At 38.3% G+C, this 6,079-nt stretch carries 11 protein-coding genes and 1 pseudogene; 3 read left to right on the top strand and 9 right to left on the bottom strand.

Annotated elements, in window-relative coordinates:
• Nucleotides 1–6: 6 nt before the first annotated feature.
• From M4Z11_RS06315 to M4Z11_RS06330, 4 genes are all read right to left on the bottom strand, one after another.
• Nucleotides 7–330, bottom strand: a complete 324-nt coding sequence (locus M4Z11_RS06315; protein WP_249677692.1) for a type II toxin-antitoxin system PemK/MazF family toxin — start codon at nucleotides 328–330, stop codon at nucleotides 7–9.
• Nucleotides 330–554: an antitoxin MazE family protein gene (locus M4Z11_RS06320; RefSeq protein ID WP_249677663.1), complete on the bottom strand. Its 225-nt coding sequence runs from the start codon at nucleotides 552–554 to the stop codon at nucleotides 330–332. Before M4Z11_RS06320 ends, M4Z11_RS06315 begins: the two co-directional genes overlap by 1 nt.
• A gap of 194 nt (nucleotides 555–748) precedes the next feature.
• Nucleotides 749–1,060, bottom strand: a complete 312-nt coding sequence (locus M4Z11_RS06325; protein WP_249677665.1) for a helix-turn-helix domain-containing transcriptional regulator — start codon at nucleotides 1,058–1,060, stop codon at nucleotides 749–751.
• Between the two features lie 12 nt (nucleotides 1,061–1,072).
• Entirely contained in the window at nucleotides 1,073–1,396 is a 324-nt protein-coding gene (locus M4Z11_RS06330) for a type II toxin-antitoxin system RelE/ParE family toxin (protein WP_249677667.1), read from the bottom strand.
• Between the two features lie 105 nt (nucleotides 1,397–1,501).
• Here M4Z11_RS06330 and bgtA point away from each other — a divergent pair, with 105 nt between their 5' ends.
• From bgtA to M4Z11_RS06350, 3 genes and pseudogenes are all read left to right on the top strand, one after another.
• Complete coding sequence (gene bgtA, locus M4Z11_RS06335) at nucleotides 1,502–2,164, top strand: gene transfer agent endolysin BgtA (RefSeq protein WP_249677694.1); 663 nt, start codon at nucleotides 1,502–1,504, stop codon at nucleotides 2,162–2,164.
• Nucleotides 2,161–2,388, top strand: a complete 228-nt coding sequence (locus M4Z11_RS06340; RefSeq protein WP_249677669.1) for a hypothetical protein — start codon at nucleotides 2,161–2,163, stop codon at nucleotides 2,386–2,388. The genes bgtA and M4Z11_RS06340 overlap by 4 nt, the downstream gene beginning before the upstream one ends.
• Nucleotides 2,389–2,511: 123 nt before the next feature.
• A pseudogene (locus M4Z11_RS06350) lies at nucleotides 2,512–2,728 on the top strand (hypothetical protein).
• On the opposite strand, the gene M4Z11_RS06355 reads toward M4Z11_RS06350, so the two are convergent.
• The 5 genes from M4Z11_RS06355 to M4Z11_RS06375 form a co-directional block, all read right to left on the bottom strand.
• Nucleotides 2,659–2,940 carry a type II toxin-antitoxin system YafQ family toxin gene (locus M4Z11_RS06355; protein ID WP_249677673.1) on the bottom strand — a complete coding sequence of 94 codons (282 nt, stop codon included), beginning with the start codon at nucleotides 2,938–2,940 and terminating at the stop codon, nucleotides 2,659–2,661. The pseudogene M4Z11_RS06350 and the gene M4Z11_RS06355 overlap by 70 nt on opposite strands.
• A 12-nt stretch (nucleotides 2,941–2,952) precedes the next feature.
• The gene (locus M4Z11_RS06360; RefSeq protein ID WP_249677675.1) at nucleotides 2,953–3,228 is read right to left on the bottom strand and encodes a type II toxin-antitoxin system RelB/DinJ family antitoxin; all 276 of its coding nucleotides are present in this window, start codon (nucleotides 3,226–3,228) and stop codon (nucleotides 2,953–2,955) included.
• A 120-nt stretch (nucleotides 3,229–3,348) separates the two neighbouring features.
• Nucleotides 3,349–3,849, bottom strand: a complete 501-nt coding sequence (locus tag M4Z11_RS06365) for a Rha family transcriptional regulator (protein ID WP_283772526.1) — start codon at nucleotides 3,847–3,849, stop codon at nucleotides 3,349–3,351.
• A 275-nt stretch (nucleotides 3,850–4,124) separates the two neighbouring features.
• A complete protein-coding gene (locus M4Z11_RS06370; protein ID WP_249677677.1) occupies nucleotides 4,125–5,282 on the bottom strand; it encodes a tyrosine-type recombinase/integrase in 1,158 nt (385 codons plus the stop codon).
• A 431-nt stretch (nucleotides 5,283–5,713) separates the two neighbouring features.
• A partial coding sequence (locus M4Z11_RS06375) for a hypothetical protein (protein ID WP_249677679.1) occupies nucleotides 5,714–6,079 on the bottom strand: 366 nt, incomplete at its 5' end.

Genomic DNA, 6,079 nt, shown 5'->3' on the forward strand with positions numbered 1-6,079 from the left:
CAATTTTTATTTCACTATTCCTAAAAACACAGCCAAACAACGTTCAATCTCTAGCATTTCCTTTTCTTTAAGAGAGCCAAAAATGGAACTCATTTTATCACACCTTACAGTCATAATCTTATCAATCATTACTTGCGAAGGTTTTTGTAAGCCATTTTTGGTGTTTGGCTGAATCGTAATGCGGAGTAATGGCGCATCAACAAGTGTACTTGTAATTGGTAAAACCGTCATGCTGGTATGTTCACTAAATTGATTAGCTTGAATAATCAATGCAGGTCTTGGTTTACCAAAATCACCTTGTATCGCTATTGTTACCAGAGAACCACGCATCATTCTGTCCAACCATCAACATCCATTAAAGATTGATCCATAAACAACTGTATAGATGTATCAGCTTTATCCATTTTTGCTACTAAGCGACATTGGCGGCGACACTCTTCTGCAAAATTTGGCTGGCGCGTATCTGGAACCCAAATTTGCATTAAGCGCAATCCTGCTTTTCTTTGTGCGTTGCGATGTTTTTGAACACGTTCATTAACATGCATTGTACCCATAATAAAATCTCCTTTTGTTTCATGTAACGTATAACACAGAATAAAGTTACATGAAACGAGATTTTTAATAAAATGCAATAATTACAATTTTTAAGATATCACTTAACCTCACCTTATGTGGAGCTTTTCTATAAGGAAAAACACGCCGTTCCGATCTTTAAGGTGGGCTTTAACAGGAAAATAGCAAACTCAGATTAAACGTGTGGAATGGGTCGTTCAAGAGGTTGTACAGCCAAGCGAAGCCCCATAGTACGCAGCAAAACATTTAAATTACGGAGCTCTGGATTACCCTTTTCTGAAAGTGTCCGGTAAAGTTGTGTTGGATTTAGATTGGCTGCTTTAGCGACAGCTTGAACACCACCATAAGCTTTTGCCATCTGACGAAGTGTTATAAGCAATTCACCTTGGTCACCATCTGCTAAGATGGCATCAAGGGTAGCTGCTGCCAACTCAGGGTCTTCATGAAATATTTCTGCCATCGCATCATCATGGTTACGGTCTTTCATTCTTGCACTCCTTTAATCTTCACGGTTTTGCCAATCGCGCCAGCAAGCACATGCGCGAGTGATATCAGTGTCTTGTGTTTTTTTGCTACCACCGCATAATAACAATAATACGGTTTTTCCAGATTGGGCATAATAAACTCGGTAACCAGGACCAATATTAATACGCAGTTCATAGACACCATCACGAAGCGGCTTAAAGTCACCAAAGTTTCCTTGCTCTAAACGATTAAGACGGCGAATAATTACAGTTTTAGCCTGCACATCACGCAGCTTTCGCAGCCAATCAGATATCAAGTCTTTGCCATCAGAGGTAAGGTAGTGACGTATTTCAAACATAATATATATTCGTTTATAAACGAATATATGTCAAGGAGGAAAGAATTTTATTTTTAGATTTTCACTCAGCCTCATCTTGTGTGGGGCTTTTTTATGGAGAGGCATATGCGAAAAATATCATCAGAAGGACTTGCACTTATCAAACAATGGGAAGGTTTGCGTTTGAACGCCTATAAAGATGCCATTGGTGTGTGGACAATCGGTTATGGACACACCAACGCTGCTGGAGAACCTTTTGTTTACGAAGGCATGACAATCACTGAAAAGCAAGCAGAAAAACTTCTTTGCCGAGACTTAAGACAATTTGAGAATGCCGTTGAACGCGCTGTTATAGTTTCCTTAACAAATGAACAATTCGCGGCATTAGTGTCCTTTTGCTATAATGTAGGAACAGTAGCTTTTTGCAATTCTACACTGTTAAAAAAGCTTAACAAAGGTGAATATGAAGCGGTGCCATCCGAATTACAGAAATGGACAAAAGCTGGAGGCAAACGTTTGAACGGTCTCGTACACCGGCGTGCAGCAGAAGCAGGCTTATGGGCTAAAGGAGCTTATGTTTCTTCTAATTATCAAACAGTAGAAGCACAAGAACCAACAAAAATTTTAAAAGCAGAAGTTCTTGCTCCGATCATAGCTTCTGTTTCAGGACTTGCAGAATTGTTAGAAGGGAGCGGTTCTGTGCAATATGTTTTAGCAACGATTATAGTTTTTGCGTCCTGTCTGGGATTAGTATTGGTTGCTAAGCGCTTACGAGAGCAAGGTTTATGATCTTGTGGGGAAAAAGATATTTTGTGGGAGTAATGGCGGTTTTAACCGCCTTTTTTGTAGCCTTAGTGAAGGCTTTTCGTTTGGGCAAAAAGACTGAACGGCAAAAACAAACAGAGACCATTGTCAAGAGAGCAATAACACGGCTGGAAATAGAAAATGAAGTTAATAAGAAAAGTGATGCCGATGTGCGTGCTGCTCTTTCTGAGTGGGTGCGGGACAAATAAATATGTTTCTTCTTGTATTGGTTGGTTCCCTATTTATTTAAGCCGGCAAGATCTGAACACCATCAGTTCGCATTTAGCAAGAGAGATCTTAAAGCATAACAAACAAGGTGAGTACTTGTGTGGATGGAAACATGGTTAGAAAAAGAAATGCTTCAGGAAATCATCATGACCTATAAAAGCGTAAAGGTGATGTTGCGTTATACGAAATTGGATTGTACTTATTATACTCTTATTAGTGCTTGATTTTTCACGCATCCTAGATTCATATTGTCATAAACGCAATTCAGAATGTGAACCAAGCCGTAAAAGTTCTAATGTTTCGTCATCAGGCTTTCGATAGATCAAAACCAAATCTGGTTTGATATGGCAATCACGACAGTTTCGCCATTGACCTGTTAGTGCGTGATCTCTCCACTGCATTTTTAAGAGTTTGTTTTCCGCTAACAATTTGATCACAAGCAGCAAATCTGTCTCTAATGTATCAGCATATCTTCCCCTACTTTCACGTTTAAGATCACGCCGAAAAGACTTAGTATAAACAATTTCCCGCATAGCTAACTAGAATCACTTTGCAGATTTACATACTTCAGCTTTATCATCACGAATCATGGCACGCAAACCATTCAATGACGTACGTTCAACACGCCCCATCTCTGCATCTTCAATAGCTTGCAATGTTTCCGGATTGGGTTGAAATAGATCAAGCGGCAATGCTCTATCTCTAGCAATGCGGGTCATAAACATACGTACTGCATCTGATACAGTTAAGCCCGTGGATTTGATAACTGCGCTTGCAATTTCCTGAATTTCATCAGGTATGCGTGCTTGAATTTTACCCATTTGCTTAAATCTCCTATTTATTTGTACTACAATGTACTACATTTAAACTCATGTCAAGAGATTTATCTCATAAACCATCTCCCCGCTTTTAAAACGAGGAGATAAAATTATGTTTTAAAGTTAAGCAGCTTTCACGATAGATTTTGCTAGAACCTGTTTTGCTTCTTTAATGAGGGCTTTATATTTTCTATTTTCTTCATCGACTCTAAAAGCATCAAGAAGATGCATATGAATTGGACCTAAAAGATACAAAACTTTTTCACCAGGTTTCATACCTTCCCAATAACTTGGCAAATCAAAGCGTGTATCATTATTATAATCGGTCTGTGTTTGCCTCTCAAGTTCTATCCAACGGTCAATGATCTTAGAACGCAATACTGTACTGTATCCAGAAACTAAGATAAGACACTCGCGTTTAGGGAGGTTATAGCAAGGACGGCTTTCACCTTTTTTATCAAGATAACTGCCACTAAAATCAACCAATCCAAATTTGGAGCCGTTAAGTTCCTCAAGCATTTTCTTGATATCACGCATAATATGAGCGTGCTGCTTACCACACAACTTTGCAATTTCAAGGCTAGTCATTGTTAATGTGGTTTGAGTGTTTGCTAAATCGTTCATTGTGAACTCCTTGGTAATAGATGTTTTTGATTGACACTCGATGAAAGAGTGCCGGGTGCTCAAAAACACGGTACCAAGTCCGTCGTTACACTTTTCCCATAACAGGGTATTTTATAGCGCAACCACACCCGACGAGATCATTATATGCGTATAACATACAATGAGTCAAAGCCTTTACAATGTGCGGAAAATAAACTATCTCGGTAGCTCGTCCGCTTGGTATTTAAGGTGTTTTTGAAGCACCTGATTCGAAGATACACATTACAGAAATAATGTCAAGTCGCTCCCGATATAAAAGACGCCCATTGTTCTAAGAGGACATGTCGTTGTTCCAAAAAATCCGTTCGCATGTAAGCCTTTGTCACTGAATTACCAACTGAATGTGCAAGAACAGTTTCAGCAATCTCAAACGGTGTTGACGTTGTTTCTGCTATCCAATCCCGTAAGCTTGAACGAAAACCATGTGGACGATAAGTCAAACCGCAAAGTGTCATATATTTTGCCATGGTAGCATCTGAAATCGGTTTGCCTTTAAGACCAGAAAAGAGAAAACCATCCTTTTCAAACGGGAGAGTTTTTTCAATAACTCTCAAAGCCTTATCACTCAGTGGCACGCGAAAGTCTGAAACTTTCCCTACAATACCTTTCATGTTTTCTTTTGGTATCGTCCATATATTTTTGTCAATTTGTTCAAGGCGAAAATAGCGCAATGGATATGACCGTGCTCCTGTCAAAATCAATAACTTCAGTGCTAAATTTGAAAGGATCTTATCATCCAAGCTTTGATAAAATGCCGGAACCTCTTGCCATGGCATAGCAGGAATATTTGTTGATGTCGCACATGGTTTTCCTAAAAGCGCGCGTGCCTTCATACAAGCTTGTAGATCAACATCTAAACCAAGAGCCGCTGCATATTTCAAGCAAATATTGATACGGTTAAGTGCTTTTCGCGCTGTATCTGCTTTTTCATGCCAAAGAGGTGCAAGAACATTGCGAATGATATTGGCTGTTAATTTCTCTATAGGTAATTTGCCTATGTGTGGAATAACGTGCAACTCTAGTGGAGAAAACCAGCGGCCGTTTTTACCTTCATTTTTCAACTCTGCTTTTTTGCTTTCAAAAGTCGCTTTTGCAATTTCTTGGAAGATATTGCTTTGCTGTTTTAAAATAGCCTGTTCTCGAAAGACAATAGGATCATTGCCTTCTCTGAGAATTTCACTATAATATCTTGCAAGTTCACGTGCTTCTTTTAAAGAAAGCTTTGCCACTGGACCAAGACCCATTTCACGGCGCTTATTGTGATGCGTATAGCGAAAAAACCAAGAGCGTGTATTATCTTTTCGAACATTCAACCACAGTCCCGCCCCGTCACAATATTTTCCTTGTGGAGAGGACTTTACAAGTAATGCTGATAACCGATGAATAGCCCTCACTTAATGTCCCCTCTCGTCCACCTTTTCACACATTGACCGTCCACCTTTTTGGGTCCACCTTTTAGACCACCTTTAATTTCTGATTTGAGATTTTCTCTTTAATTCTTAATTTTTTTATTGGAACATAAAAAATTATGGACATCAATAGGTCCTTGCGCTTCTTTATATAATTTGATTCTGGCTAATAAAGCCCCCTCTGCCTCTTTTGGGCACCATACGCTTTTCATTTATATAATACATTGATTTTATTAAATTTTAAGGAAAAATAGGATTTCACATTGTCCTTCGACAAAACACACTATACATTGTGATTTCTTGAAAGAAGTATTGCGCCTTAGATTATTAAAATGGAAATAGACACAAGTATTTTAAATAAATACTTTCCTCCCCCCCTCATGAATATAAAAAATATGTAAGATTTTACATTTTTATCAGAAGACGGCACCCATTATTCCTAATTTACCAGATTGGTGTTTTCTATGTGCCGATACGTGGACATTTTCTCTGTCTTGGTTAGGAATTTTCACTCCTTTTTCACTATGCTCTTGTCTAACAACACTTACGTAATTATCAATTTCTTTTAAAAGATCGGAATCATTTTCAAGATGATACTCTTCTTTTAATCGAACCTTCAAACATTTCACAATATGATCCATATAACGTTTATCTCCATCACTATCACCAAGAGCTAAACTTCTATGTATCATATCTAGATCCATGTCTAATACTTTAGGATTTCCAGAAATACGTTTTAATAAACTCTCAATTTTTTTCCGACTTTCGACAGAGCTATTTTT

The sequence above is a fragment of the Bartonella bilalgolemi genome, from assembly GCF_023500045.1.
GTDB lineage: Bacteria > Pseudomonadota > Alphaproteobacteria > Rhizobiales > Rhizobiaceae > Bartonella > Bartonella bilalgolemii.